Source organism: Micromonospora sp. NPDC002411 (assembly GCF_053592955.1).
The window spans coordinates 1-26,420 of sequence record NZ_JBSFBM010000052.1; the positions used below are offsets into that span (position 1 = coordinate 1).

Genomic DNA, 26,420 nt, shown 5'->3' on the forward strand with positions numbered 1-26,420 from the left:
GCCGGCGCCGACGAGGTCTACGCGGCCACCGACGCGGTGGAGGCGGCGGCGCTCCTGCAGGCCCGTCGGCTGGCGCACCCGGCGATGGAGAAGTTCGCCGCCGACGCGTACCCGGGCGGCAACGGCGGTCTGGTGATCGACGACGTGGCGGTGCCACGTGGCTCGCTCGCGGCGCTGCTGGACGGGGTGGCCCGGATCGCGGCGGAGTGCGAGGTGCCGATCGGCGTGGTGGGGCATGCCGGGGACGGCAACATGCACCCGAACATCGTGGTCGACCGGGCCGACCCGGCGAGCGTGGAGCGGGGCCGGCGGGCGTTCGACGAGATCATGCGGCTCGGCCTCGACCTGGGCGGCACGTGCACCGGCGAGCACGGGGTGGGGCTGCTCAAGCGGGACTGGCTGGCCCGGGAGATCGGGCCGGTCGGCGTCCGGGTGCACCAGGCGATCAAGTCGGCGCTCGACCCGGCCGGTCTGCTCAACCCGGGCAAGGTGCTCTGAGCGGCTGCGGTCAGCCCTTGACCTCGGCCGGGGTCGCCTGGGTGAGCAGCAGCAGGATCTCGCCGGCGACAGGTGTGCGCTCCTCACCCGGGCAGTCCTGCGAGGTGATCAGCCCGGCCGAGGTGATGAGGCTGGACGTCAGCGCGTCGATGCAGGTGGTCCGGTAGCGCCGGGCCTGGTCGGTCTCGTCGGCCAGCGCCGGGTTGGCGAGCAGCACCTGGAGCCGTTCGGTCAACTCCGGGGCGAGGGTGCCCCGGGAGGTAACCCCGTCGCCGGCGCAGTCGAGGCACTGCCACGCGCCGTTGCGCTCGACGCTCAGGGTGCGCAGTGGGCCGTCCTCGCCGAGCCGTTGGACCAGGGTGACCTGACCGGCAGCGACGGTGGCGGGTATCTCCAGTTGCGACCCACCTCCCGCCACGGCTGCGGTCGGTTGCGCGACGGTTTTACCCGGCTCGCCGCCGTCGAACAGCGAGCACCCGGTCAGGGCGCCGGCGAGCGCGACGGCGAGGAGGGGTGGGAGCAGACGGGGGCGCGCGCGGGGTAGCACGCGCGGAAACCTACCCCACCGTAGGTAGCGTTCGAAACCACCATCCGGGTCGGTATCGATGGTTACCCATTGGTAACGTCGCAATTCGTCATCGAGCGGACGATCGCAGCTCCGCCTGGTCGTCGTCGCCACCCCGGTCGGCCGCGTAACCACGAACGTCCGGAGCACCGAGCCGGGCCGCGTCCGCCGCCGCGTCGTCCGGCATCAGCTGAGACTGCCGCTCCGCCTCCACCCGGGCGCGGTAGTGCTCCACCTCGCGGGCCCGGGTCGCCGCGTCCCAACCCAGCACCGCGCCCATCAACTCGGCGGCGTGCTCCGCCGACTCCAACCCCCGATGACTGGTCTCGAACGAGATCCGCGTCCGTCGGGTCAGCACGTCCTCCAGGTGCAGCGCGCCCTCGGCCCGCGCCGCGTACGCGACCTCGGCCGCCAGATACTCCGGAGCACCCGCCAGCGGAGACGCGAGCAGCGGATCGGCGTCGACAAGCGTCAGCAGGTCCAGGGCGAGGCTGCCGTACCGCTCCAGCAGATGCTCCACCACACCCACCGGTACGCCGTGCCGGCGGGCCAGGTCGGCCCGGTCCCGCCACATCGCCGGATATCCGTCGGCGCCCAGCAGCGGCAGGTCGGCGGTACGCGACGGGCGGGTCCCACCGAGCCTGCGGGCCGCACGGTCGACCACGTCGGAGGCCATCACCCGGTACGTCGTGTACTTGCCACCGGCGACCAGCAGCAACCCGAGCATCGGCTCGAAGACCGCGTGCTCGCGGGAGAGCTTCGAGGTCGAGTCGGCCTCGCCGGCCAGCAGCGGCCGCAGCCCCGCGTAGACGCCCTCGATGTCGGCGGTGGTCAACGGCCGGTCCAGCACGGTGTTGACCTGTTCGAGGAGGTAGTCGATGTCGCTCGCGGAGGCCGCCGGGTGGGACCGGTCCAGCCGCCAGTCGGTGTCCGTGGTGCCGATGATCCAGTGCCCGCCCCACGGGATGACGAAGAGCACCGACTTCGCCGTACGCAGGATGAGCCCGGTCTCACCGGTGATCGCCGAGCGGGGCACCACCAGGTGCACCCCCTTGGACGCGCGTACCCGGATGCCGGGCCGCAGGCCCACGTCGTTCAGCATCCGGGACATGTCGTCGCTCCACACACCCGTGGCGGCGATGACGGTACGGGCGTGCACCTCGAACTCCGCGTCCGGTGAGCCCGCCGGCGCCTCCAGGTCGCGTACGCGGACACCTGTCACCTCACGCGCCTGCCGGATCAGCCCGACGGCACGGGCGCTGCTCACCACTGTCGCGCCGAGGCTGGCGGCGGTGCGGGCCAGGGTGACCACCAGGCGGGCGTCGTCGACCTGCCCGTCGTAGTAGCGGATCGCCCCGGCCAGCGCGTCGGCCCGCAGACTCGGGAAGATCCGGCGGGCGCCCTCCCGGGTCAGGTGCCGGTGCAGCGGCATCCCCCGGCCACCGCCGAAGAGCCCGGCGAAGGCGTCGTAGGTGGCCACGCCCGCGCCGTAGTACGAGCGGCGGAAGATCCGGGCGGGCAGGTCGCGCAGGCCCCGGCCGGCCGGCAGCGGCACCAGGAACGGCACCGGACGGACCAGGTGCGGCGCGAGCCGGGTGGCGAGCAGGCCGCGCTCGGTGAGCGCCTCGTGCACCAGGTGGAACTCCAACTGCTCCAGGTAGCGCAGGCCGCCGTGGATGAGTTTGCTGGACCGGCTGGAGGTGCCGGCGGCGAGGTCGCGCGCCTCGACGAGGGCCACCTTGAGGCCCCGGGACGCCGCGTCCAGGGCCGCGCCGGCACCTGTCACCCCGCCCCCGATGACCAGCACGTCGAAGCGCTCGGCGCGCAGTCGGCGCAGGTCGGACACGCGGCGGACCGGCGACAGCTGGCCGGCGACGGATCGGGAGACATTCGGATCACGCACCCGTCCACGGTAACCCCGTGCCCGCCTGTCGACATTCGTCGCCCGCCCGTGCCGTGCTCGCCTGTACCCCGCTCGGACCGGCGTAGCCGCCCCTCCTGCCTTGATCAGGGCCTCCATCCGACCGCGACGCGATGTCCGGGTCTGAACCGTTCGACATTGGTCGTAAGGTTCTCGGATGCACGGTGAGCCTGCGCACCACGACCTCAACGATCGCGGTTCCCCCTGGCCGGTGGTCGCGGCCGTGCTGGTCGGCTGCTGGACGGTCGCGGTCACCGTGGCCATCCAGTCCGGCGGCTGGGTCACCGATCAGGTGCTGCTCGGGTTCGGACGGGACCGGGTCGGCTGGCTCTGGCCGGTGCTCGGCCTGGCCGCTGTCGTGCTGGTGGGCACGCCCGCCCTGCTGCTCGCCGTCGTGCCCCGGTTGACAACGGTCCGGGCCACCGGGCGGGTCTGGTTCGTCGGGGCCGTCGCGCTCGCGGTGCTCACCGCGCTGCGGGTCGTGCCGCCGGTGCACCACGAGGCGTACCTCGCCGCGCTGGCCGCCGTAGCCACGCTCACCGCACTTGTCGTGCGCCGGTCGGCCCGCCGGCAGGCGTACCCGGGAGCAGCCGCAGCGGTCAGCGGCGCGGCACCCACCGAGAACAGCGACACCGCGCGGATCGAAGCCGACGACGTCGCACGGGTCGGAGCCGACGACGTCGCACCGACCGAAGCCGGCGACGCCGCACGGACCGGGGCAGAGCCGGCCGGACGTGCACACCGGCCGGGGGCGGTGCCGCTGCTCGCGGTCGCCGCCGGGTTGGCGATGCTGCTGCCGTGGGCCTGGCTGGGCGCGCTCGGCGGGCTCCTGGAGACGATGCTCGCGCTGCTGGCGTCCGCCGCGCTCGGATTGTTGGCCGCGACCCTGCTGGACGCCACGTTCTGGTCCCGGTTCGCGGTCGGCCGGCCACCCCGGCCGGGCCGGCTGGTGCTGGTCGGAGGCCTGGTCGCCGGGGTTGCGCTGCTGCTGCTCGCGGCCGGCACCGGCCAGTCCGGCGCGCAGTTGCCCGCGCTGTGGACCCTGCCGCCGGCGGGCTTCGCACTGGCCGCCCTGTGGGCTGCGGCCTGGCGGCCCACCGTCGACCCGGCCGACGCCGCACGCGCCGGCCGGACGGCGACCGGTTGGCTCGTGGGCCTGACCGCGCTCGGCCCGCTCGCCTTCACCGACCCGGAAGAGATCAGCCTGCTGCTGATCGGCACCCGGGACGTTCCGTTCTGGGTGGCGGCTGCGACCGGCGCCGGGCTCGCCGTCGCCGTCCTGGTCGCCATCGGGTACGCGGTGCTGCTCGCCCGGCCGTCGGCGCGTACCCCGAACCGTCGGGTCGCCGCGGTGACCGCCATGGTGCTGTTGGTGGCGTTCGGCGTGGTCGACCTCGGCCCCGGCCAACCCGGCCTCTACGGCGAGCGGCTGCTGGTGGTGCTGCGCGCGCAGGCGGACCTGACCGGTCTGCCGACCGGCGCGGCGGGTCGGGCCGGTCGGGACGCCCGGGCGACGGAGGTCTACCGGCGGCTGGTGGCGACCGCCGAGCAGAGCCAGGCCGACCTGCTCCGGGAGCTGAACCGACTCCGACTCGACCCGGTGTCGTACTACCTCGTGAACGCCGTCGAGGTGGACGGCGGCCCGGCGGTGCGCGCGTGGCTCGCCCGCCGGCCGGAGGTGGACCGGGTGCTGATCAGCCAACGCCTCCGCCCACTGCCGGCCCCGGCCGGGCAGAGCCGGGGCACCGCGCCCAAGCCCACCGGTCCGGAGTGGAACATCAGCCAGATCGGTGCCGACAAGGTCTGGTCCCAGCTCGGGGTGACCGGATCGGGCATCGTGGTCGGCAGCTCGGACTCGGGGGTGGACGGCACCCACCCGGCGCTGCGAGCGCAGTTCCGCGGTGGCGACGACTCCTGGTACGACCCGTGGGACGGCACCCGCAGCCCCACCGACCAGGGCGGACACGGCACCCACACGGTCGGCAGCGCGGTCGGGCGGGACGGCATCGGGGTGGCCCCGGACGCGCAGTGGGTGGGCTGCGTCAACCTGGACCGCAACCTCGGCAGCCCCGGGCACTACCTGGACTGCCTCCAGTTCATGCTGGCCCCGTTCCCGACCGGTGGCGACCCGTTCACGGACGGCCGCCCGGAGCGCGCACCGCAGGTGTTGACCAATTCGTGGGGCTGCCCGTCCATCGAGGGGTGCGACCGGCGTGTGCTGCGACCGGCCACCGCAGCTCTGGACGCCGCCGGGATCTTCGTGGTCGCCGCGGCCGGCAACACCGGCCCGTGGTGCACGTCGATCGACGACCCGCCAGCCCCGTTCCCCGACGTGCTGACCGTGGGCGCTGTGGACTCGCAGGGACGGGTCGCGGAGTTCTCCTCGCGCGGGCCGGTGCCGGGCGTGGGTAAGCCGGACGTGCTGGCGCCGGGTGTCGATGTGGTGTCGGCCATGCCGGGCGGCACGTACGCGGCGCTGGACGGCACTTCGATGGCGACCCCGCAGGTGGCGGGGGTGGTCGCACTGATGTGGTCGGCGAACCCCGCGCTGGTCGGCGACCTGACCCGGACCCGGCAGATCCTGCGGGACACCGCCACGGCGGCCACCCCGACGTACCGCTCCCGCAACCCGTCCGACGACTGCGGCACTCCGTCGAACGTCACCGGCGCCGGCCAGGTCGACGCGTACGCCGCTGTCAGCGCCGCCGCGGGGGTGCGACCCGGTACCCGGTGATCTAGGGTCGGCGACCATGGACGCCGAGATCACCGTCACCGAGCTGAGCGCCGACCTGGTCCCCGCCGTGGTGCGGCTCTGCGAGCAGGCTCTGGACCTGCCCGAGGACGCCGCCGAGGCGGCACCCATCGTGGACGTGCTCTGGCCTCGGGCCGCCGGCGACCGGCGGGTGGTGGGGCTGGGCGCGTACCGGGACGCGGACCTGGTCGGGGTGTTGATCTGCTCGGAGTCGTCGACCGAGCCGGGCATCGGGCACGTCGACCTGGTCGCGGTTCTCCCGCAGCAGCGCCGTCGAGGTGTCGGCCGTTCGCTGCTGCGCCGGGCCGAGCAGGTGCTCGCCGAGCGCGGCGTGACCGAGGTGCTGTTGGCCGGGAACCCGCCGTACTACGCGTGGCCGGGCATCGACGTCCGCTACACGCCGGCGGTGTGCACCGCCCTGACGCTGGGCTACCAGCAGGACCGGACCGCCTGGAACATGACCGCCGACCTGTCGTACGACGGGTCGCCGGCACTGCGGTCCACGGAGGCGGCGGAGCGTCGGCTGGCCGACCAGGGCGTGACCGTACGCCGGGCGGAGCCGAGGGACCTGCCGGCGCTCACCACGTTCGCCCGGTCCACCTTCGGCGGCACGTGGGACGGAGAGTTGAGCGGGTCGGTGGGTCGTGACGGCGCTGGCTGCCACCTGGCGGAGCGGGGCGGCGAGGTGCTCGGTTTCGCCGCGTACGGGTCGTCGCGGCCCAGCTGGTTCGGGCCGATGGGCACCGCGCCGGCGGCCGAGGGCTCAGGCATCGGTGGGGTGCTGCTGCGGCGCTGCCTCCGGGATCAGCAGGCAGCCGGGCTGGACCGGGCGCAGATCGGCTGGGTGGGGCCGGTGCCGTTCTACTCGGGCAGCGCGGGCGCCTGGATCGAGCGGGTCTTCTTCCTGTACCGACGGACGTTGACGGAATAAACACGTCAAACGGGACATGGATCCATTCGCCCGCATCGGGCCATCGATGCCCCCTACCGTTTCGGTAGAGGAGGCAGCCATGACCACGGATGACGACCAGACCGAGGACGGCCCGCCGATCACCTGGAAACCGGTCGGCGAGCTCCCCGGCCAACTGCCGTTCGACCGGCTCGACTACGGCGATGCCGAGCAACTCGCCGAGATGACCACCGACGGGGAGCCGCCGGTGGTCGAGGAGCCGCGCGAGATGGTGGACGCCCCGATCCAACTGCTTCCGCCGTACGACCGGGCGCAGAAACGGCGCAACCAGCGCCCCCTACCGACCTGACGACGAACGGGGCGGACCGCGTCAGCGGCCCGCCCCGTTCGGTGTGTCGGAACTGGACTCAGAAGTCCATGTCCCCGCCACCCGGGCCAGCCGGGGCAGCCGGGGTCTTCTCCGGCTTGTCCGCGACAACGGCCTCGGTGGTGAGGAACAGCGCCGCGATGGAAGCGGCGTTCTGCAGCGCGGAGCGCGTCACCTTGGCCGGGTCGATGATGCCCGCGGCCAGCAGGTCGACGTACTCGCCGTTGGCGGCGTTGAGGCCGTGACCCGACTCGAGGTTACGGACCTTCTCCACCACGACGCCGCCCTCGAGGCCGGCGTTGACGGCGATCTGCCGCAGCGGGGCGTCCAGCGCGACCTTGACGATGTTCGCACCGGTCGCCTCGTCGCCGACCAGGTCGAGCTTGTCGAAGGCGGTCTTGCCGGCCTGGACCAGCGCGACGCCACCACCCGGGACGATGCCCTCCTCGACGGCGGCCTTCGCGTTGCGAACGGCGTCCTCGATGCGGTGCTTGCGCTCCTTGAGCTCGACCTCGGTGGCCGCGCCGACCTTGATGACCGCAACGCCGCCGGCCAGCTTGGCCAGCCGCTCCTGCAGCTTCTCCCGGTCGTAGTCGGAGTCGCTCTTGTCGATCTCGGCCCGGATCTGGTTGACCCGACCCTGGATCTGCTCGGCGTCACCGGCACCGTCGACGATGGTGGTCTCGTCCTTGGTCACCACGACCTTGCGGGCGCGGCCCAGCATGTCGAGGCTGGCGGCGTCGAGCTTGAGGCCGACCTCCTCGCTGATGACCTGGCCACCGGCGAGGATGGCGATGTCGGTCAGCATGGCCTTGCGGCGGTCACCGAAGCCCGGCGCCTTGACGGCGACCGACTTGAAGGTGCCACGGACCTTGTTGACCACCAGGGTGGCGAGGGCCTCGCCCTCCAGGTCCTCGGCGATGATCAGCAGCGGCTTGCCCGACTGCATGACCTTCTCCAGGATCGGGAGCAGGTCCTTCACCGACGAGATCTTGCTGTTGGCGATCAGGATGTACGGGTCGTCGAAGACGGCCTCCATACGCTCCGGGTCGGTCATGAAGTAGGCCGAGATGTAGCCCTTGTCGAAGCGCATACCCTCGGTGAGCTCCAGCTCCAGCCCGAAGGTGTTGCTCTCCTCGACGGTGATGACGCCTTCCTTGCCGACCTTGTCCATCGCCTCGGCGATGATCTCGCCGACGGTGCTGTCGCCAGCGGAGATGGAGGCGGTGGAGGCGATCTGCTCCTTGGTCTCGACGTCCTTGGCGAGCTTGGACAGCTCCTCCGAGACGCTCGCGACCGCGGCCTCGATGCCCCGCTTCAGGGCCATCGGGTTGGCACCGGCGGCCACGTTGCGCAGGCCCTCGCGAACCAGGGCCTGGGCCAGGACGGTCGCCGTCGTCGTGCCGTCACCGGCAACGTCGTCGGTCTTCTTGGCGACCTCCTTGACCAGCTCAGCGCCGATCTTCTCGTACGGGTCCTCGAGCTCGATCTCCTTGGCGATGCTCACACCATCGTTGGTGATGGTGGGGGCACCCCACTTCTTCTCGAGCACGACGTTGCGGCCCTTGGGGCCGAGGGTCACCTTTACGGCGTCGGCGAGCTGGTTCATGCCCCGCTCGAGGCCGCGGCGCGCCTCTTCGTCGAACGCGATCATCTTGGCCATACGGCGTTGTCCTCCTGGACACTCACGGGCCACCCGAGATGTGTGCCTCGGATGGGCCGCCTGGTGTACGCACCTTGGGACGTCGCCACCTGGCGACGACGACGTCCTTCGGCCGGGCCGGATAGCCCGCGACGACCGGCCATGTGCCGCCCCGGCGTCTCCACGCCGGTGCAACCTGGCCCCACCGTCCCGACCATTGGCACTCACGGTATGCGAGTGCCAATGACTTGTTTAGCACTCTCCCCTGCCGAGTGCAAGCACGATGAGGCCGCTCAGCCGAGTTCGGCGGCCAGTCCGGCAGCGTTCACCGGCGCCTCATGGGCGCGCTGCTCGGTGTACGTCAGCAGCAGACCGATCATCTGGGCGAGGTGGGCCGGCAGGGCCAGGACCGCGGTGACTCCGATCACCACCACCGCACCGACCGCGGTGCCCGCCGAGGCGAAGGGATCCGTACCGAACGCGGCGGTGCCGAACCCTTCGATGGCGCTGGCGACGAAGCTGACGACGATCACCGCGAGGGCCACCAGCGCCACCCGGCCGAGCAGCAGGCCGAGCCGGTCGTGGAACATCCGGAACGATCGGCCGATCGGGTTGTGGCGCTCGAAGAGGTAGACCGGGCCGGCCATGCTCAGCGCGAACGCCAGGTAGATGCCCGGGAGTACGCAGAAGCAGACTCCGATGCCGATGAGCAGACTGACCAGCAGGGTCCAGCCCCACAGTCCGAGCGCCCGACGAAGGCCGTAGCGGAGCGCGGAGTCGAGGCTGGCCGGCTGACCGACGGCCTGCCGGGTGATCATCCAACTGCCGGCGGCCCACCCGATGGCCTGCACCAGGCCGATCACCAGACTCCCGCCGACCAGCACGGCCAAAAGACCCGCCAGTTCCGCGACGAAGTTGTCCGGCAGCGCGGCTGTCGAACTCGTCTCGACCTCGGCAGCCCACGTGGCCGACGGGTCCAACCCGAGAGAGATCACCGACAGCACCGCCGCGGGCAACACCTGGGTGAGCAGCATGATGGGCACCAACTGCCGCCAGCCCCGGCGCAGCGCCTCCCCGCACCTGGTGAACCAGCCGCCGATGCCGGCGCCGGGTGGGGTGACCAGGGGATCGTTCGGGTCGAAGCCGTAACCGGGCGGGTACCACCCGATCGGCGGCCCCGGATGCCACTGTTGCCCGCCGTAGGGACCCGCGCCGGGCGGGTAGCCCCCGGTGGGCGGAAACACCCAGCCCTGCGGCGGCGGACCCCAGGCGCCCTGCGCCGGATCCGCACCCGGCGGAGGACCGCCCGCACCCCAGGCACCCTGCGCGGGGTCCCACCCCGGTGGAGGACCGGCCGGCGGTACGCCTGGTTCCCCACCCGGCGGCGGACCGGCAGGGCCGGGTTGGCTCTGGGTCGGGTCGGACGGGCCCGGCTCACCCGGCCCGGACGGTGGGGTGGACGAGGGTGGCTGGTCGGTCATGAACGCTCCTCAGCATCGGCTGGAACGGTTCACGATCTTCCCGGTTGCGCGCCCGTGCCGCTGCCCCGACGCGCGGGGCTGTCGGTGCACGAAATTCAGCCGATGACGCGTACGTGTTCCGCCTGCGGACCCTTCTGGCCCTGCGCGATCTCGAACTCCACCCGCTGGCCGTCCTCCAACGCCTTGTAGCCGTCCATCTCGATCGCGGAGAAGTGGACGAACACGTCCTGACCGCCGTCGACGGCGATGAAGCCGTAACCCTTTTCGGCGTTGAACCACTTCACGGAACCCTGTGCCACGGTGCCACTTCCCTCACTCTGCGCGGCGTTGCCTGCCCGGCGCACGACACAGCCGGACGCCATCGGAGCACCGCTCAGCAATCGATGACGGCCATTGAAAGCGGTGACCGAAATCGCACGCTACACGAGGAGTGACAGCCGTGCACGACCACAAATCGGGCATATTTCAGTGCGGCTGGATCATGTCGGCGGACCGGTTTTCCGATCCACCGGGATCCAGGGTGGTGGATGGCGGTGAGGGCCCATGGGCTACCGGCGGCTGAGAGGCGCGGCCGGAAACCGGTTCCGCCCTGTGGTAGGCATGCGGACATGACCATCGACACCGGTTCGCCCGGCCTACGGCAGGCGGAGATCCGCCGGGTTCGGCCGATGGATGCCGCCCGGATGCGGGCGCTGCGCCTGGAGATGCTCGCCGACGCGCCGTTGGCCTTCCTGGAGACGATCGCGGACGCGGCGGCCCGGTCCCACGCCGAGTACGCCGCGCGGGTCGCCTACACCTCCGCCGGCCCAAACAACGCGCAGTTCGTCGCGGACCCGGGCCGTGGGCGGCTGGTCGGGCACGCCGGCGGCACCATCGCTCCGACCGAGGCGGGGCTGACCGTGATCTACGCCGTGTACGTCACGCCGACCTGGCGGGGCAGCGGCCTGCTCGGCGAGCTGATCGATGGTGTGGCCGCCTGGTCGCGGTCCTGCGGCCGACCGGAGTTGCTGCTGGAGGTCGTGGTGGGCAACGACCGCGCCTACCGCGCCTACCAACGGCTCGGTTTCGAGGACACCGGCGTACGAGTCCCCCACCCGAACATCCCCGCGATGACGGAGCTGCAGATGCGCCGCCCAGCCTGACCCCCCACCCTCCCCTCCCGCCAGCGACCGGTGATCAAGAGGTTTGCGTCAGGAATCGCCCTCGCGCTGACGCAAACCTCTTGATCACTTCGGCCGTCGAGCGTCAGGCCGGTCGTCGGGACTGGACGATCCGGAAGCGGTTCGCCACGTACGCGCCGTCGGTCAGGGCCGCGTTGGCCGCCGCGTTGGCGCCACTGCCGTGGAAGTCGGAGAACGCCGCCGACTGGTTCACGAAGACACCGCCGGTGAGGTTGCAGGACAGGTGCACCCCCACCTCGACCGCGACCGCCTCGGTAGCGTCCAGCACCGACTCGTCGGTGGAGTAGACCCCGGCGGTGAGCGCGCCCTTCTCGCCGACCGTGCGACGCAGCAGCTCCAGGCTGTGCGCCGTCGAGTCGGTCGCGATGGCGAACGAGATGGGCCCGAACCACTCCCGGCCGTACGTCTCCGCGTCGTCAGCGGCCAGCTTCACGATCGTCGGGGTACGCACCACCGCGTCGGCGTACGCCGGGTGGTCCACGGCCCGCGACTCCAACACCGGCTCGCCGACCTTGGTGACCTCGGCCAACCGCTCCAACACCCCGTCGTTGACGATGGCGCCGGTCAGCTCCACACCCCGGGCCGGGTCGGCGGTGAGCTTGCCGACCGCGGCGGCGATCCCGCCGGCCACCTCGTCGAAGCTCTTGTGCCCCTGGTCGGTGTCGATGCCGCCGGCCGGGATGAGGATGTTCTGCGAGGTGGTGCACATCTGACCGCTGTAGAGGGTCAGCGTGAAACCGAGGTTGCGGCACATGCCGGCGAAGTCGTCGGTGGAGTCGATGACGACGGTGTTCAGACCGGCCTTCTCGGTGTAGACCGACGCCTGCCGGGCGTGCGTCTCCAGCCAGTCGCCGTACTCGGTGGAACCGGTGAAGTCGACGATCTTGACGGCCTGGTGCAGGGCCAGGTCGCTGGCGAGCTTCTCACCGGGGGCCTCGGCCGCCAGCATGACCAGGTTCGGGTCGAAGCCCGCCTCGGCGAGCACCTCCCGGGCGTACTTCACAGTGATGGCCAACGGCAGCACCGCGCGCGGGTGCGGCTTGACGATCACCGGGTTGCCGGTGACCAGCGAGGCGAACAGCCCGGGGTACGAGTTCCAGGTCGGGAAGGTGTTGCAGCCGATCACCAGCGCCACCCCACGCGGCACCACGTGGAACGTCTTGGTCATCCGCAGCGGGTCGCCCTTGCCTGCGGCCTTCTCCCAACCGGCGGTGCCCGGGTGACGGGTCATCTCGGCGTACGCGTACGCCAGCGCCTCCAGGGCACGATCCAGCGCGTGCGCGCCGCCGGCCTGGAAGGCCATCACGAACGCCTGCCCGCTGGTGAACTGCACCGCGTTGGCCAGCTCGAAGATGTGCTTGTGCAGCCGGTCGAGGATCTCCAGGCAGACACCCACCCGGGCCTGCGGGCCGGCGTCGCGCCACGCGGGCAGCGCGGCGGAGGCGGCGCTCACCAGCTCGCCGGGACCGGCGTGCGGGTACCGCACCGCCAACTCCACCCCGAACGGGCTCGTCTCGGTGGCGACCCGCACGCCGGCGCCCGGCTGGTCGAGCGGAAAATCACCACCGAGGTACGCCTCGAAGGCGGCCTTGCCGTCGGCGGCGGCGGTCTCGCCGTACACCCGGGGACTGGGAGATTCGGGATAGGCGGACCAGTAGCCCCGCTCCGTGATCGCGGTCAGCGCACGGTTGAGGGTGTCGGCGTGCCTCTCGTACAGGGGATGCGGGGTCTCCGTCATGCCCGCCATCATGCCTGAGGCAGGTACGCGAGCAGTAGCGCCGATACCCGTCAGAGGGTGAGCTGCCAGTCGGTCCAGGCGTCCACCGGGCGGAAGCCGAGCTGCTCGTTGATCGCCACCATGTAGCTGTTGCTGGCCGCGTTCCAGGTGTCGATCACCTGTACCGCCGGCTCGTGGGTGAGCAGGTGGTGCAGGTTCTCCGCCTTGGCGATCAGGCCGAGCCGCTGCCCACGGTGGGCCGGGTCGACGATGGTGATCTGCTGGAACGCGTGCCAGTTGGCGGAGGCGCCCACGTCCAGCAGGGTCCAGGCGACCAGCCGGCCGGACTCCTCGTGTCGCATCCCCAGGTGGTAGCGCCTCCGACCTCTGGCGTCCAGGGCGCGCTCGTTGCCGCGGATGCGTTCGGCGTCCACCTGCTCCGGTTCCCACTGCACGTCGCCCATGGGCGCGTCCATGAGCAGCCGGCCGTCCAGGTAGGCGATGTCCGCGACGTACTCCTGCGGGGTTGTTCCCTGCCAGCAGACCGAGTGGTAACCCTCGGCCCGCGGCCGGGCCTCGGCCAACGCCGCGCGCAACGCGACCCGGTCGATCCCTCCGACGTCGAGCCGTCGACGCACCTCCGCCAACGCGGACCGGGCGCCGGTGGCTGCGGCGAAGGCGTCACCAGCGGCCGGCCGCGCCGGGCCGTCGGGCAGCGCGGAGACGGCCATCGCGACGACCCTCTTGCGCCCGTGCTCGCGGAGCAGACGCACCGCGTGCTCGTGCAGCGCCCGGCCGACGCCCCGCCGCCGCAGCTCGGGGTGCACCACCAGCTCGACAGTGGCGTTGTCGGTGTTGTCCAACTGGGGCAGGTCCAGTTGGAGGTAGCCGGCTGGCACACCATCGAGTCGGGCCAGCGCCCAGAGCGACCGGGTGCCGGGCATGGGCGTATGGAACAGCGCGTCGAAGCGTCGCCGGCAGAAGGGCGGGAAGTCCGGCAGGTCGACGTCGTTGGCCGCCGACCCGATCCGGTACGCCTCGTCGACAGCGGCCCGCTCGGCACCGTCGAACGATGTGATGGTGATGCTCATGCCGCTGAGCGTGCGCCCCGGAAAAGCGATCGGGCCAGCGAATTACTCGCTGGCCCGATCGAACGTGGTCGGGAGGGACACTCGCACAACGCCTCCGGCGTTGGGTCGCAAGAACTTCAAAAGTCTTCGGCGAAATGCCCTCCCGCACGGAGCATCTTGCGCCGTCCGGTTCCTGCCGTCAAGTCCGTAGCGGAGGGTTTTCCACACTCACAGCGAAAACCCAGTTACCCGGCGGATCGCCCCGCCTCCGTCTGGACGATGAGGGATCAGCCGAGGAGGCCGGCGTCGCGGGCGGCCCGCAGCGAGGGCTTGATGTGGTGGGTCGGCCCGACCTGACCGGCCACCGCGTCGATGGTCTTGAGGCCCTCGCCGGTGTTGAACACCACGGTCTCCGCGGTCGGGTCGAGCCGACCGGACTCGACCAGCTTGCGCAACACCGCCACTGTCACACCGCCAGCGGTCTCCGCGAAGACACCTGTGGTGCGGGCCAGATCGCGGATGCCCGCGCGGATCTCGTCGTCGTCGGCGTACTCCATCCAACCGCCGGTGCGGCGGACCGCCTCCAGGGCGTAGACACCGGCGGCCGGGTCGCCGATGTTGAGCGACTTGGCGATGCCGGTGGGCTTGACCGGGGTGATCGAGTCGGCGTCGTCGTGCAGGGCGACGGCGATCGGGTTGCAACCGGCGGACTGGGCGCCGAAGACCTTCCACCCGCCGGCCGGCGCCTCGACCAGACCGATCTCCACCAGCTCGGTGAACGCCTTGTCAATCTTGGTGAGCAGTTCGCCGCTGGCCATCGGGATGACCACCTGCGCCGGGATCCGCCACCCGAGCTGCTCGGCAACCTCGTAGCCGAGCGTCTTGGAGCCCTCCGCGTAGTACGGCCGGACGTTGACGTTGACGAACGCGGTGTCCTCGAACTCGTCGGTCTCCACCAGTTCGCCGCAGAGCCGGTTGACGTCGTCGTACGAGCCGTCGATGGCGACCAGCTCGCCGCCGTAGACGGCGGTGGTGATGACCTTGCCCTGTTCCAGGTCACTGGGGATGAAGACGACCGAGGGCACTCCGGCACGGGCGCCGTGCGCGGCCACCGAGTTGGCCAGGTTGCCGGTCGACGCGCAGGCGAACCGGGTGAAGCCGAGCGCCCTCGCTGCGGTGAGCGCCACCGAGACGACCCGGTCCTTGAAGGAGTGGGTGGGGTTGGCACTGTCGTCCTTGACCCAGAGTGGCGCGGTGATGCCCAGCTCGGCGGCGAGGTGCGGGGCCGCCACCAACGGGGTCAGCCCCGGGTCGAGGGTGACCCGGGTGGTCGGGTCCTGACCGGCGGGGAGGAGTGCGGCGTACCGCCAGATGTTCTTCGGCCCGGCCTCGATCTGCTCCCGGGTGACCGTCGCCAGGGCGGCGGTGTCGTAGTCGACCTCCAGCGGGCCGAAACACTCGTAACAGGCGTGCTGGGCGACGAGCGGGTAGCGCGCCGAACAGGCACGGCAGACCAGGGCGCGGGCGGGGCTGGCGGAGGTGTCGATGCCGGAGGCGGCGAGCGTCGACGTCATGTCGAGAGTCCTCTCATCTTTCCCCGCATCGCACGGTGCGGCGGGGACGGAATTGGCACCTGCCCCGCCTGTCGCTCAGCGGTGAGCGCGCGGGGTGGTTGCCGGGGCGTCGTCGGGCCGTATCCCTCAGCCCCTCTGGATGAGGTATGCAGTTGTGCCGTCGAGTCTAGGACAACGCTGTCGGCAGTAGCTACCGCTGATCCCAGGTAGTGGGTCAGCGGGCGCTCACCGCCGCGCGGTCGGTCACCGCGATCGGATCCGTGACCGCGCTCGCGCCGGGCAGCGACGAGGCCCGGGTCCGGGGGCGGTTGGCCAGGTTCGCGGCGACCAGCGCGGCGATGGTGACGGCGGCACCGACCAACTCGACCGGCTCCGGACGGTAGCCGCGGGCGATCTGCACCGCGAACGTGGTCACCGGGACCAGATTCATGAACAGCGCGGCGTTGGCGGCACCGAGCCGCTGCACTCCGGTGTTCCAGGCAAGCACCGCGATGACAGCTCCCACAATCACGGCGTACGCCAACTGTGGGGTGACCGCCACGAGGTCGGCGGCGGCCGGCGCGTGCTGCCAGCCGACGGCGTCCGCGCCGATGCTCGCGGCCAGCATCGCGGCGGTGCCGGCGAGCGCGGTCAGCGTGGTGAAGCGCAGTGGCGACCACCCGCCGAAGCGGCTGGCACCGTGCGTGTAGATGCCCCAACCGAGCACCGCGCCGATCATCATCAGACCGCCGACACCGAACTGACCGAGCCCGGCCAGGCTGCCGCGGGTGATCACCAGGCCGACGCCGAGGAGCGCCACCAGGGAGAGGCCTAGCAGGAGCGGCTTCGGGCGTACGCCGTCACGGGCCCAACGGACCAGTTGGGTGATCACCGGGGTGGTGGCCACGAAGAGCGACACCTGCTGCGGGGCGGCGTGTTCGAGCGCCAGGTTGGTGAGCACGTTGAAGCCGGCGAAGCCGACCACGCCGAGTACCGCCACCTCGACCATCCGGGCACCGGGCCGCAGCGCGTCGACACCCTCGCGGAGCAGCAGGATGGCGACCAGGACGACGGCGGCGAGGAGGTAACGGGCGGTGGTCAGGTTGAGCGGGTCGACCCGGTTCAACGCGCTGGCCAGGACCGGGAACATCACCCCCCAGCCGAGGACGGCGATCAGCGGGTAAGCGGCGGCGCGGGATCGCATCGGCAGCTCCAATGTTCGAGTATCGTCGAACTAACGACACCGACCCTAGGAGCTTGTTCGAGAATTGTCGAACAACGGTTACACTGGTCACATGGAGCCGCACGAGCCCGACCTGACCGCCGTACCGGTCACTGCTGTGCTGGCCGCACTCGCTGACGACGTGCGGCTACAGATCGTCCGGGCGCTCGCCGAGGGCGGTGAGGCCGCCTGCGGAAGCTTCGACTTCGGCGTCTCCAAGGCGACCCGCAGCCACCACCTGAAGGTGCTGCGCGAGGCGGGCCTGACCCGCACCCGCGCCGCCGGCACCAGCCGCCTGGTGCGGCTCCGCCGCGACGAGGTGGACAAGCTCTACCCCGGCCTCCTGGACGCGGTCCTCACCTCCCGCCCGCCGGCCTGACCACCCCGGCCCCCTGGTCCCGAACCTGTCCCGCGCACTCTTTGGAGCTGAATCGTTCACGGCATCACCGGACGGACCACTTCCCCAGACCACTCCCCCGGCGCGCGTCGCCGGAACCACCTCGTCGGGGCTCCGGCGACGCGCGGAACGGGTGCGGTCAGACGGACACCGGGCTGGGTTCGGCCACCGAGGACGGCGGAGCGTCGGCGCGGCGTCGGAAGAGCAGCGAGTCGAGCGCCCACGGGCCGGAGCCGAGCGCGGCGACCAGTAGGAACGACCAGCAGAAGAGGGCCGACAGCTCACCCCCGTTCTGCAGCGGCAGCAGGTGGTCCGGCTGGTGCACAACGAAGTAGGCGTACGCCATCGAGCCGGACGCGAGGAGGGCGGCTGGTCGGGTGAACAGCCCGACTAGCACCAGGGCGCCGCAGACCAACTGGATCAGGGCGGCCCACCAGCCTGGCCAGGTGCCGACCGGTACCGCCTGGCCGGTCATCGGGTTGCCGCCGAACAACCCGAAGACCGAAGTCAGACCATGCAACGCGAACAACAGACCGATCACGATGCGGAACAGGGACAGGGTCGGCCCGCCGAGCCGAGAGACGTTCATGGGTACCTCCATCGAAGGAAACAGATCTCTTCAATGTGAGGCATGAAAGTATCGAAGCTTATAAATTCCTTGCTAGTGGGAAAGTCCCCGGTCGGAATGTACCGCCGTCGAGCGCGCCGAGTCGAGCGTTCCTCGCCGCGCGAGGAGGCTGCCAAGCCACAGACCTGCACCAATGCGCGAACAACACAGGCAAAGATCTCGTGGGCACGCTCCCATAGTATGGATGGCACCTGTCCAGCTGCCCGGCACCCGGGGCAGGAAGGCCGCTAGTCAAGGTCACGCTCGATCCTGGATGTAGTGGCTTCAAACGGACTGAATGCCACTACATCCAGGATCGAGCACGATCTTGCCGCGGCGCGACCGGGCAGCGACGCAATGGCGGAAGCGCCGGACTGGAACGGCCCGCCCGGCGCTGCGAGGGTCGGGCAGCAGTGGGACACCTCGATGGGTGAGGATCGACAGATGATCTCCAGCCATACGGCAGCACGGCGACGGGCCGGCGCAGCGATCGCGGCAGCTCTTCTGCTCACCGCCTGCACCCCCGGCGACCATCGCGGCCAGGGCGGAGACCCGACGGGCCCGCCGCCGACCCTGTCGAGCCCCACCCCGTCGGCAAGCATCGAGCCGCTGGCGGCGTGTCCGGCCTCCGGCGTGCAGATCCGGTCCACCGGGTCGGACGCCGCGATGGGCCTACGCGCCCTCGGCCTTGAGCTGGTCAACTGCGGCGACCGCCCCTACCAGCTCAACGGGTACCCGATCCTGCACGTGTTCGACGAACAGCGCGAGCCGGTCATGCTGCGCGTGGTCAACGGCGCCAAGGAGATCACCTCGGGCTTCGACCAGCCGGCCGGGCCGGTCACCCTCGCCCCCGCCGAGCGGGCCACCGCCGTGGTGCTCTGGCGCAACCTCGTCACCGATTCGACAGTGGTCGCGACGAACGGGAAGTACCTGACTGTCGCACCGGCTGCCGGGCAGCCGGCCGCCGAGGTCGACCCGGACGGGCCGGTCGACCTCGGCAACACCGGCCGGATCGGCGTCAGCGCCTGGAAGAAGGCCGCCCCGGCCACGCCGGTGCCGACGCGTCCAGCCCGGCCGCCGGCGCCGAGCGCGGTGCCGTCGTCGGTGAGCCCGCCGGAGGGTCGGCTGTGAGCGCAGCCCCTAGGACGTGATGTCCTTGCGGGTGAAGCGCCAGAACGCCAACCCCCAGAACAGCGTCGCGTAGCCGATCGCCGAGACGCAGCCGCGTACCACGTCGTCGGTCTGCACCGGGGTCGACAGCAGCCCCAGCCAGGCGGTGCTGAAGTGGGTGGGCAGGAAGTCGCGTACCGCGCCCAGGGCGGTGATCTGGTCCAGGATGCTGGACAGGATCCACAGCAGCACCGCGCCACCCACCGCGCCCAACGCGGCGTCAGTGGTCACCGACAGCAGGAACGCCAGCCCGGCCACCACCAGGAGTACGACAGCCAGGTAGCCGAGCACCGCCAGCAACCGGAGCAGCCCCTCGGTGGGTTCCAGCTCGGCGGCGACCGTGCTGCGCAGCGGCGACCAGCCGTACCGCAGGGTCCCGACCAGCAGCGCGGTCCCGGCCAACAACAGCAGGGCCAGCCCCGAGTACGCGAGCGCGACCACCAGCTTCACCGTCAGCAACCGGGCCCGGGGCACCGGGATCGCCAGCAGGTAACGCAGGCTCCCCCAGCTCGCCTCGCTCGCCACCGTGTCCCCGCAGAACAGCGCGACGACGACCACCAGCAGGAACGACGCCGACACGAAGATCGAGAACAGGGTGAAGTTGAGGCCGCCCGAGGTGGCCAACTCGACCAGGCTGGAGAACTCGTTGCGGCCGTTGTCGTCGTCGCCCGAGTCGAACTGGAAGGCGATCAGGATGATCAGCGGCAGCAGCACCATGAAGCCGAGCGCCAACTGGGTACGCCGCCGGGACGCCTGCCGCCGGAACTCCGCCGCGAAGGGCATGGTGGCCGACGCCCGGTAACCGCGGGCCTCGCCCGCTTCGGAAACAACCATCACCGGTCACCGCTTCCCCGAGAGTTCTCGCCCACCAGGGCGAGAAACGCGTCCTCCAGGCGGCGCCGGGGCACCACCCGGTCCACCCCGATGCCGGCGCGCACCAGCTCGGCCACCACCTCGCTGCGGGCCGTGCCGTTGGTGTCCACCACCAACTGGCCGTCGCTCTCCGGCAGCACCCGGACGCCGTGCAGCCGGTCCAGCACCGCCCGCGCCGCGACCCGGTCGCTGACGTCGAACAGCACACTCGGCGACTCGCCCACGATTTCCTCCACCGGCCCGGACGCCACGATCCGGCCCTTGTTCACCACCACCGCGTGCGTGCAGGTCTGCTCGACCTCGGCCAACAGGTGGCTGGAGACGAGCACCGCCCGACCGTCCGTGGCGTAGCGCTGGAGCACCCGGCGCATCTCGGCGATCTGCGGCGGGTCGAGCCCGTCGGTGGGCTCGTCCAGCACCAGCAACTCGGGGAGGCCGAGCATGGCCTGGGCGATGGCCAGGCGCTGACGCATGCCGTGGCTGTAGTTCTTGATCTTCCGGTGCACCGAGTCGCCCAGGCCGGCGATCTCCAACGCCGCGTCGAACTGCGCGTCCTCCCACGGCCGCCCGGTGGCTCGCCAGTACGCCTTCAGGTTCTCCAGACCCGACAGGTGCGGCAGGAAACCAGGCCCCTCGACCAGTGCGCCGATCCTCGACAGCACCGGCGAGCCGGGCACCAGCCGGCGACCGAAGACGTAGATCTCCCCGGCGGTCGGCTGGGTCAACCCCATCAACACCCGCAGGGTGGTCGTCTTGCCGGCGCCGTTGGGCCCGAGCAGACCCACCACCTGACCCGGGTGCACCTCGAAGTCCACGTTCGACACGGCGACGAAGCCGTCCGCGTACTCCTTGCGTAGTGCGCGCACGGCCAGCGGGGTGTCCGCGTACTCCGGATGCACCGAGCGGTCCTGGCGACGGTGTCGGCGGCGGACCACTGCGACGACCACGACGAGCCCGACCGCGATGGCGGCGAGCAGGCCGGCGAGCACCCAGCGCCAGAGCGTCGCGGCGGTGGGGATCGGCTCGCCGCTGACAGTGGGCACTGTGACCGCGCCGTCCGCCGCGACCGTGTAGACGGTCGGTTGCGCGGGTGTGGTGTACGCCTGGTCGGAGGTGGCCACCACGAGGCGCAGCCGGTGGCCGGCCTCCACCCGCCGGACGATCGCGGGCAGCGTCACGGTGACCGGGCGGGCGTCCTGCACCTGCTGCGGCAGGCCGGTGAGCCGGATCGGGGCGACCAGCCCGTTCGGCAGGGTGGCCGCGCCGTCCGGGTCGACGTCGTAGAGCTTGACGAAGAGCACCGCCTCGCCGGTCGGCGACGCGGCCCGGACGGTGACGGTGGGCGCCCCGGCGACGTCCACCGCCTCGGTCAGCGGCGCCGACTCGAACCGGGCGTGCTGGCCGGGCACGTCGCCGGCGACGCCGTCCAGCAGCGAGGCGAGGCCACCCGCGAACGGGATCGAGGAGATGGCGGCCGGGTTGCCGTTGGGCGGGTTCGCGACCGGCTGGGCCGGACCGGCGACCGGGATCTCCCGGCGCGCGTTGCCGGTCAGACCCGGGTAGTCGGCGCGGCGGAAGGCGGTGGCAACGAGACCCCTGTCGAGCGCGTCGAACCCGGCGATCCGGGACCAGGTGAAGTCGTCACCGGGCGCGCCGCCCTCACCCTTGACGTAGTGGTCGAGCCACTGGACGGTCAGGAACTTCACCCGGTCCTCGTCCGAGCGGGGTCCACTGCCCCCGTCGTGCCCGCCGGTGAACCAGGCGACGCGGACCGGGGTGCCGGTGGCGGCGATGCCGCGCGCGTTCGCGTCGGCCTCGCCGAGGGGAAAGAGCGTGTCCGCCTCGCCCTGCACCAGCAGGGTGGGCGCCTTGATCCGGTCCAGTACGCCCGCCGGGCTGGACCGACGCAGCAGGTCCACGGCGGCCTGGTCGGCGCGACCGGTGGTGGCGATCCGCAGGTACGCGGCGCACACGTCGGCGGCGAAGCGACCACAGGACGGGTCGGCGGCACCGGTCGGGGCGCCGCCAGGACCGTTGCCCGGGCCCGCGCCCGGCCCGGGGCTGGGTGGACCGGCCGACTCCGGTGCGCCCTGTGGCGCGGCGGCGGTCGCGCCGGAGAGCCCGGCCGGACCGGAGCCCACGTTGCCCCCACCACCGAAGAAGAGGCCGGCCCAGCCCTTCTTGAACACGCCCTCGGTCGGCGCCCCGCCGGTGCTCTCCGGCAGGAACGCCCGGGACAGGTCGTTCCAAGTAATCATCGGGACGATCGCGTCGACCCGGGTGTCCTGGGCGGCCAGCAGCAGCGCCAACCCGCCGCCGTACGAGCCGCCGACCACACCCACCTGCGGGTCACCGGCGGCGTTGGTCCGCACCTCCGGCCGAGCTGCCAACCAGTCCAGCAGCCGCTGGGCGTCCCGCACCTCGTAGTCCGGGCTGTCCAGGTGGATCTCGCCGCCGCTGCGGCCGAAGCCCCGCGCGGTCCAGGTGAGCACCGCGTAGCCGCGCCCGGCGAACTCCTCCGCGTCGGAGCGCACCGACTCCTTCGTGCCGCCGAACCCGTGCGCCAACAGCACCGCCGGCACCTTCCGACCCGACGACGCGTCGTCGGGCAGGTAGAAGGTCGTGTCCAGGTCCACCGGTTGGTCGCCGGCAGGTCCGGAGCGGACGGTGAGCATCGCGCTCTCGGTGCGTACGCCCGGCCCCTGCGGCCACACCGCCCAGGTCACGGCGGCGGCCAGGAGCACGACGACCGCCGCTGCGGCGATCGCGCGACGGCGGGTGGGCAGGGCACGCCGGAACCACGCGGCCGGCGACGGCGGTGTCATGCGGCACACGGTACGGCCCACAGCCTGAGCGTTGGCTGAGATCCGCCGTACGTCCGTCCGGTTGCCCCGATCGGTGGCGGACAAGGGTGCGAGCGCGCAACGTCCGACGCGGCCCAGTGAGTTGACTTCGGATTCCGTGAATTCCGATCTTTTCGCGGATATCCCTATCGATCCCTCCATGTCACACCCATCGCCGCAACAGAGCGTGCCCAGGACGCGGACAAATGGTGACATCGCTCGAAGTGACGCGAACCTGACTCGGCGACCAAGGCCTGACGAGTGGGGCGTTCGATTAGTTTTCCGGTCCGGTGCACGGGACTGTTCGGCTACCCGAGACCGCGCCAATCCGCGCCCACGCCGGAGGAGACAACACATGACAGTCCCCGCGCCGCGGGCCCGCCGACGGCCGTCCACCATGGGCCGTCTGCTGCCGCTGCTGCTCATCGGGGCACTACTCGCGCCGGTGGGGCTGCTCGTCACGTTCGCCTGGCAACAGACCAGTGACGACCGGTCCCTGGCCGCCCGCGAACGGCTCGGCGTGCAGTACCTCACCGCTCTGGCCGGAGTCACCGACGCCCTGGTGGAGGCCCAGTCCGCCACCGTCAACGGCCGCCCGGTCGCCCAGGAGGCGTTGGACCGGGCGGTCGAGGAGGCCGCCGCGGTGGACGCCCGCATCGGCGTCGAACTGCTCAGCCAGGAACGCTGGGCCGGCGTACGGGCCAAGCTGGAGGCGCTGCGCGGACGCAGCGCCTCCGACCCGGAGTCCGCGTACACGGCGTACGGGGAGGTCTCCGATCTTCTGCTGGCCCTGCACCGCAAGGTCCGGGAGAGCTCCGGGCTGGTCCGCGACCCCGTGGCCGACTCCTTCTTCCTTCAGGACAGCGCCGGCCAGGAACTGCCCGAGGCGGTGGTGGCCGCCGGTCGGCTCGCCGACCTGGGTGCGCTGATCTCCCGTCGGCCCGCCGCCGAGCAGGCCCGAGGCCTGATGGAGCTGAGCGGCCTGCGGGTGGCCGCGCTGGCACCCGCCGGCGACCTCGTCGACAACCTGCGCTCCGCCGTGGACGGTTCGGAGAGCACCGACCTCGGTGCCAACGTGCTGACCCCGCTCGACACCTACCAGCGCTCGGTGGAGGCGCTGGCCGCCTACTCCACCCCGGCGAAGGGCACGGGTCTGGTGGACCAGACCCAGTTGGCCGCTGCCGCGCTCAACACGCACCGCTCGGCGCGTCAGCTTCAGCCGGTCATCCTCGCCGAACTCGACGCCCAACTGGTGGAGCGCATCGACGAGCTGGACCGGGACCACTGGTTGATCATCGCAGCGGGGGTGGTGGCAGTGCTGTTGCTGGGCTGGCTCGCCGCGCTGCTGGTCAACGCCGCTGCCCGGGCCCGACGCCGGGCCGCCCTCGCCGCCAGCCACACCGACAGCCCGGATACTCCGGTGCGCAACGACCCGTGGCAGCCAACGGTCAGCGAGCCCCGGGGGCTGCAACCCGCCGGCGTCGTCCGGGAACCGGAGACCGCACAGTGGGGGGCGTTCGATGCTGCTCGGTAGGCTCCGCATCCGCGGCAAGCTCGCCCTGCTCGTGGTGATCCCGCTGCTCAGCATGGTCGGACTCGCCGTGCCGGTCATGCTCGACCGGGTGGCCGCAGCGCAGCGGGCCGGCGACACCGCCGAGCGGGTACGTCTCGCCAGCCGGGTCGGCAGCCTGGTCCAGGAGCTGCAGCAGGAACGCATCCTCTCCATCGGTTACCTGCTCGGCCGGGTGGAACGGAGCGAACTGGTCCGCAAGTCCGCCGACGTGGACGACCGGGTGGCCGACCTGAGAGCCGGTCGCAACGAAGCGTTGACCGACCGGGTGGACAACGCCCTGGACCGGGTGGACAGCCTCGTCGACCTGCGGGCCGCCGTGCTGGCCCGGGCCGCGAACCCCGGTCAGGTGATGGAGAGGTTCCGCCCGATCAACACGGGGATCATCGAGTCCCTGCGGCTGGTGTTCGGTGTGGACACGGACACGTTGCCGGGTCGTCAGGTGCTCGCTCTCGACGGGCTGCTCCGGTCCGACGAGGGCCTGGCCTCCTGCGCCACGTTGAGTCTGCTCGTCAAGGCGGCCGGCACCCCGGACACCGTCGCCGGTTACGTGGCGTGCATCGCCGCGCTCCAGGTCGACAACGCACGCTTCCGCAGCCTGATCACGCCCGAACAGCTCGCTGTGGCCCAGCTCAACGACGCGGCTGTGGCCGCTCGTACCAGCCCGGACTTCCTGGTCACCAGCGCCCGGGACCCGGCCGCCGCAGTCCGCCCCGTGCCGATGGAGGCGCTCTTCCCGGCCGTCCGCACGATGATCCGGCTCGGCCAGTTCGTCGAGAAGAAGCTGATCGCCGACGTCCTCGCCGAGGCGACCGCCGAGCAGCGGCGGGCGCTCACCGCCGCGTACCTGGTCGGTGCCGCGGCGGCGTTGATCCTGACGCTGGTGGTGCTGCTCAGTGTGGCGGTCGCGCGGACGGTGGCTCGACCGTTGACCCGCCTCACCAGCTCCGCCGACCGGGTCGCCCGGGTCGCCGAGGCCGAGCTGGTCCGGGTGACCGACGACGAGGCGGAGAGCCCACAACCGGTCCGTTTGGAACCGGTGGACATCCGGGCCAACGACGAGATCGGCGACCTGGCGCGGGCCTTCGACCGGGTGCAGAACACCGCGGCGCGGCTGGTCGAGCGGCAGGTCGCCGGCCGACGCAACGTGGCGCAGATGTTCGGTCACGTCGGGCGGCGCACCCAGAACCTGGTGGGCCGGCAGATCGCACTGATCGACAGGTTGGAGCAGCAGGAGGCCGACCCGGGTCGGCTGGAGCACCTGTACCGCCTCGACCACATCTCCAGCCGGCTGCGCCGAAACGCCGGCAGCCTGGTGGTGCTCTCCGGCGCGGCCGGGGCCGACGGCCACACCGCGCCGGTGCCGCTGGCCGACCTGGTCCGGTTGGCGCTGGGCGAGATCGAGGACTACACCCGGGTCGAGGTGCGGGTGCCGGCGGGCATCTCGGCCGCGCCGGCGGTGGTCGGCGACCTCATCCTGGCGTTGGCCGAGCTGATGGAGAACGCCACGGTCTTCTCGCCGCCGCACACCCGGGTGCTGGTGGCCGCCGAGGCGGCCGGCCTCGGCGCGCGGATCACAGTGGTCGACCACGGAATCGGCATGAGCGAACAGCGGCTGGCCGAGGAGAACGCTCGGTTCACCCGCCGGGAACGGCTCGACCTGGCCCCCACCGAGGTGCTCGGTCTCTTCGTGGTCGGTCGGCTGGCACGTCGGCACGGCTGGGAGGTGGGTCTGGCCGCCACCGGAGGCGGTGGGGTGACCGCACACCTGGAGATCCCGTCGACGTCACTGGTGCTGCGCCGCGCCGACCGGGCCGGAGCTGCCGTGGCCCGGGCCACCGTTCCGGAACGAGACCGGCGTACGCCGGCGGCAGCGGAGACCGAGCAGGACGCCCGCGCTCTCGCGGCAGCCGTCGCCTCGCCGGCCCGATTCGACTCGGATCTCCTCAGCCGGGCCACCCGCAGCCTGGAGGCTGGCCCGTCCTGGAACGCGTTCGGCCACAGCCAGCCCGAGCAGGCCGATCCCCCCACGCCCCCGGCGCCGGAACCGTCGGCCGCGCCGGCCGGGCCGCGGATCCGGC

General features: G+C 71.7%; 21 protein-coding genes and 1 riboswitch. Of the genes, 9 read left to right on the forward strand and 12 right to left on the reverse strand.

Annotation, left to right across the window (positions count from 1 at the left end; genetic code table 11):
* Nucleotides 1-498 (forward strand): FAD-linked oxidase C-terminal domain-containing protein (locus tag ACWCO3_RS09390; protein ID WP_450009344.1); only part of this gene is annotated, 498 nt, incomplete at its 5' end.
* Nucleotides 499-508: 10 nt separating this feature from the next.
* On the opposite strand, the gene ACWCO3_RS09395 is transcribed toward ACWCO3_RS09390, so the two are convergent.
* Complete coding sequence (locus tag ACWCO3_RS09395) at nucleotides 509-1,045, reverse strand: hypothetical protein (RefSeq protein ID WP_145778704.1); 537 nt, start codon at nucleotides 1,043-1,045, stop codon at nucleotides 509-511.
* An 88-nt stretch (nucleotides 1,046-1,133) separates the two neighbouring features.
* Nucleotides 1,134-2,966: a glycerol-3-phosphate dehydrogenase/oxidase gene (locus ACWCO3_RS09400; RefSeq protein ID WP_145778703.1), complete on the reverse strand. Its 1,833-nt coding sequence runs from the start codon at nucleotides 2,964-2,966 to the stop codon at nucleotides 1,134-1,136.
* A 175-nt stretch (nucleotides 2,967-3,141) separates the two neighbouring features.
* Between ACWCO3_RS09400 and ACWCO3_RS09405 the strand changes: the two genes are divergently transcribed.
* The 3 genes from ACWCO3_RS09405 to ACWCO3_RS09415 all read left to right on the forward strand — a co-directional run bounded on the left by ACWCO3_RS09405 (nucleotide 3,142) and on the right by ACWCO3_RS09415 (nucleotide 6,995).
* Complete coding sequence (locus ACWCO3_RS09405; RefSeq protein ID WP_450009346.1) at nucleotides 3,142-5,718, forward strand: S8 family serine peptidase; 2,577 nt, start codon at nucleotides 3,142-3,144, stop codon at nucleotides 5,716-5,718.
* 16 nt (nucleotides 5,719-5,734) lie between these two features.
* Nucleotides 5,735-6,667: a GNAT family N-acetyltransferase gene (locus tag ACWCO3_RS09410; protein ID WP_450009347.1), complete on the forward strand. Its 933-nt coding sequence runs from the start codon at nucleotides 5,735-5,737 to the stop codon at nucleotides 6,665-6,667.
* Nucleotides 6,668-6,746: 79 nt separating this feature from the next.
* Nucleotides 6,747-6,995 (forward strand): hypothetical protein, encoded by a 249-nt coding sequence (locus ACWCO3_RS09415; RefSeq protein ID WP_145778700.1) that lies wholly within the window; start codon nucleotides 6,747-6,749, stop codon nucleotides 6,993-6,995.
* Between the two features lie 58 nt (nucleotides 6,996-7,053).
* Here the strand turns inward: ACWCO3_RS09415 and groL are convergent, their stop codons facing one another.
* From groL to ACWCO3_RS09430, 3 genes are all read right to left on the reverse strand, one after another.
* Entirely contained in the window at nucleotides 7,054-8,676 is a 1,623-nt protein-coding gene (gene groL / locus ACWCO3_RS09420) for a chaperonin GroEL (RefSeq protein ID WP_145778699.1), read from the reverse strand.
* A gap of 272 nt (nucleotides 8,677-8,948) precedes the next feature.
* On the reverse strand, nucleotides 8,949-10,136 hold the full coding sequence (locus ACWCO3_RS09425; protein WP_450009349.1) for a hypothetical protein: 1,188 nt from the start codon (nucleotides 10,134-10,136) through the stop codon (nucleotides 8,949-8,951).
* Nucleotides 10,137-10,231: 95 nt separating this feature from the next.
* Complete coding sequence (locus ACWCO3_RS09430; RefSeq protein WP_088991357.1) at nucleotides 10,232-10,435, reverse strand: cold-shock protein; 204 nt, start codon at nucleotides 10,433-10,435, stop codon at nucleotides 10,232-10,234.
* A gap of 309 nt (nucleotides 10,436-10,744) precedes the next feature.
* On the opposite strand from ACWCO3_RS09430, the gene ACWCO3_RS09435 reads away from it, so the two are divergent.
* Entirely contained in the window at nucleotides 10,745-11,278 is a 534-nt protein-coding gene (locus tag ACWCO3_RS09435; RefSeq protein WP_145778697.1) for a GNAT family N-acetyltransferase, read from the forward strand.
* Between the two features lie 103 nt (nucleotides 11,279-11,381).
* On the opposite strand, the gene paaN is transcribed toward ACWCO3_RS09435, so the two are convergent.
* The 4 genes from paaN to ACWCO3_RS09455 form a co-directional block, all read right to left on the reverse strand.
* On the reverse strand, nucleotides 11,382-13,055 hold the full coding sequence (gene paaN, locus ACWCO3_RS09440) for a phenylacetic acid degradation protein PaaN (protein ID WP_357935580.1): 1,674 nt from the start codon (nucleotides 13,053-13,055) through the stop codon (nucleotides 11,382-11,384).
* A gap of 50 nt (nucleotides 13,056-13,105) precedes the next feature.
* Nucleotides 13,106-14,125, reverse strand: a complete 1,020-nt coding sequence (locus ACWCO3_RS09445) for a GNAT family N-acetyltransferase (RefSeq protein WP_450009353.1) — start codon at nucleotides 14,123-14,125, stop codon at nucleotides 13,106-13,108.
* A gap of 266 nt (nucleotides 14,126-14,391) precedes the next feature.
* Entirely contained in the window at nucleotides 14,392-15,678 is a 1,287-nt protein-coding gene (thrC, locus tag ACWCO3_RS09450) for a threonine synthase (protein WP_145778694.1), read from the reverse strand.
* A 10-nt stretch (nucleotides 15,679-15,688) separates the two neighbouring features.
* Nucleotides 15,689-15,824, reverse strand: a riboswitch (SAM riboswitch).
* Between the two features lie 68 nt (nucleotides 15,825-15,892).
* Nucleotides 15,893-16,861: a DMT family transporter gene (locus ACWCO3_RS09455; protein WP_145778693.1), complete on the reverse strand. Its 969-nt coding sequence runs from the start codon at nucleotides 16,859-16,861 to the stop codon at nucleotides 15,893-15,895.
* Between the two features lie 91 nt (nucleotides 16,862-16,952).
* Between ACWCO3_RS09455 and ACWCO3_RS09460 the strand changes: the two genes are divergently transcribed.
* The gene (locus ACWCO3_RS09460) at nucleotides 16,953-17,258 is read left to right on the forward strand and encodes an ArsR/SmtB family transcription factor (protein WP_278141945.1); all 306 of its coding nucleotides are present in this window, start codon (nucleotides 16,953-16,955) and stop codon (nucleotides 17,256-17,258) included.
* Between the two features lie 157 nt (nucleotides 17,259-17,415).
* Here the strand turns inward: ACWCO3_RS09460 and ACWCO3_RS09465 are convergent, their stop codons facing one another.
* On the reverse strand, nucleotides 17,416-17,865 hold the full coding sequence (locus ACWCO3_RS09465; protein WP_450009356.1) for a DoxX family protein: 450 nt from the start codon (nucleotides 17,863-17,865) through the stop codon (nucleotides 17,416-17,418).
* A 462-nt stretch (nucleotides 17,866-18,327) separates the two neighbouring features.
* Between ACWCO3_RS09465 and ACWCO3_RS09470 the strand changes: the two genes are divergently transcribed.
* A complete protein-coding gene (locus ACWCO3_RS09470) occupies nucleotides 18,328-19,014 on the forward strand; it encodes a DUF4232 domain-containing protein (protein WP_244311540.1) in 687 nt (228 codons plus the stop codon).
* 9 nt (nucleotides 19,015-19,023) lie between these two features.
* On the opposite strand, the gene ACWCO3_RS09475 is transcribed toward ACWCO3_RS09470, so the two are convergent.
* A complete protein-coding gene (locus ACWCO3_RS09475) occupies nucleotides 19,024-19,887 on the reverse strand; it encodes an ABC transporter permease (RefSeq protein WP_145778690.1) in 864 nt (287 codons plus the stop codon).
* The gene (locus ACWCO3_RS09480) at nucleotides 19,887-22,751 is read right to left on the reverse strand and encodes an alpha/beta fold hydrolase (RefSeq protein ID WP_450009358.1); all 2,865 of its coding nucleotides are present in this window, start codon (nucleotides 22,749-22,751) and stop codon (nucleotides 19,887-19,889) included. The genes ACWCO3_RS09475 and ACWCO3_RS09480 overlap by 1 nt, the downstream gene beginning before the upstream one ends.
* 373 nt (nucleotides 22,752-23,124) lie before the next feature.
* Between ACWCO3_RS09480 and ACWCO3_RS09485 the strand changes: the two genes are divergently transcribed.
* The gene (locus ACWCO3_RS09485; protein WP_450009360.1) at nucleotides 23,125-24,303 is read left to right on the forward strand and encodes a hypothetical protein; all 1,179 of its coding nucleotides are present in this window, start codon (nucleotides 23,125-23,127) and stop codon (nucleotides 24,301-24,303) included.
* Nucleotides 24,290-26,420 (forward strand): nitrate- and nitrite sensing domain-containing protein (locus ACWCO3_RS09490; RefSeq protein WP_450009361.1); only part of this gene is annotated, 2,131 nt, incomplete at its 3' end. The genes ACWCO3_RS09485 and ACWCO3_RS09490, both read left to right, overlap by 14 nt.